Origin of the sequence: Escherichia sp. E1130, from assembly GCF_005781065.1 — a bacterium.
In the GTDB taxonomy this organism is placed as follows: Bacteria; Pseudomonadota; Gammaproteobacteria; order Enterobacterales; family Enterobacteriaceae; genus Escherichia.
The window spans coordinates 1-1,107 of the sequence record NZ_VATL01000063.1; the positions used below are offsets into that span (position 1 = coordinate 1).

Annotated in this window: 1 protein-coding gene; it reads right to left on the minus strand. The window is 51.6% G+C overall.

From position 1 onward, the window contains the following. Positions 1–1,107 (minus strand): autotransporter outer membrane beta-barrel domain-containing protein (locus FEK66_RS25330; protein WP_138211645.1); only part of this gene is annotated, 1,107 nt, incomplete at both ends.

The following is a 1,107-nucleotide window of genomic DNA, read 5'->3' on the forward strand; positions in this document are numbered from 1 at the left end:
GATGATCTCATCGCCGATGCGATCCATCTTCACGCTGTAATTGCGGGAGTTATAAATCCAGTTGGCTTCCACGAAAGGCTGGAAGGAACGCTCTTTATGATCATCAATAGCATTATGACCCTGCAGATACGCTTTCACCCCCAGACGCGTTTGCAGGTTGCCTTCGGTGCTGTCCTCAACCAGAGTGCCATTGTCTTCCGTATGATTGTCTGCCTTCACGTCCATCCACGTCAGTTGCATTTTTGGCTGCAACCAGTAGCTGGTACGCGCATCTGCGCTTTCACCGAGACGGAAGGTATAACCCGCTTCAATGGCGGCGGTGATGCCGTCAGAGTGATACTTTTCACTGGGCAGATACTCGCCGGAGACGGTGTTATCAAACCAGTTATAGAGCAACCAGCTGTCAACATAAGTCCCTGTTTTGTCTGCTTCGTTAGCGTACCAGGTGCCATACACACCCACGCTGTAGCCGTCGATTTGCCCACGCGAGTTGTACCCGGTCAGGCTGGAATGCGTGTGACTCTTGCTGTTGGCATAGCCAGCCATCAGGCCGAGATGCCAGCGATCAAGGTCATTACTGCTCCATTGTGCGAGATCACCACCCAGTTGCAGAACATAACGGTTGCTCTGAGTGCTCAATTCATCCGAACGATCTTTAAAGCGATTATGTCCGCCAATATTACGCATCCACAAACTGGTTGCTTTCTGTTCGCCAGTGAGCAGGTCGGTGTATTGTGTCTCCCCCAGACGGTCATGCAGTCGGGTATTAAACAGCGTATTTGCCGCCTGAATATTGGCCAGATAGCTACCAATTTCCGGGCGATACAGATGTTTTCGTTCTGGTTGTGGAACAGATGGCGTAACAGGCGGCTCCGGTGTCACAGGCGGTTCTGGTGTTACAGGGGGCTCAGGTGTTACAGGTGGCTCAGGATCGGGGTCCGGGATGACGGGTAGTACCGGAGTATACGGTCCTGCGGGAATTTCACTGGTTAAAAACCAGTTCTGGTTGTCGCTTTTTACCACGTTGTAGTCATAGGGACCGGCAACAATACGACCTTCTTTACTGAAAACGCCCTCTGACAGGCCGTCAACCTCGACAATTTTTAT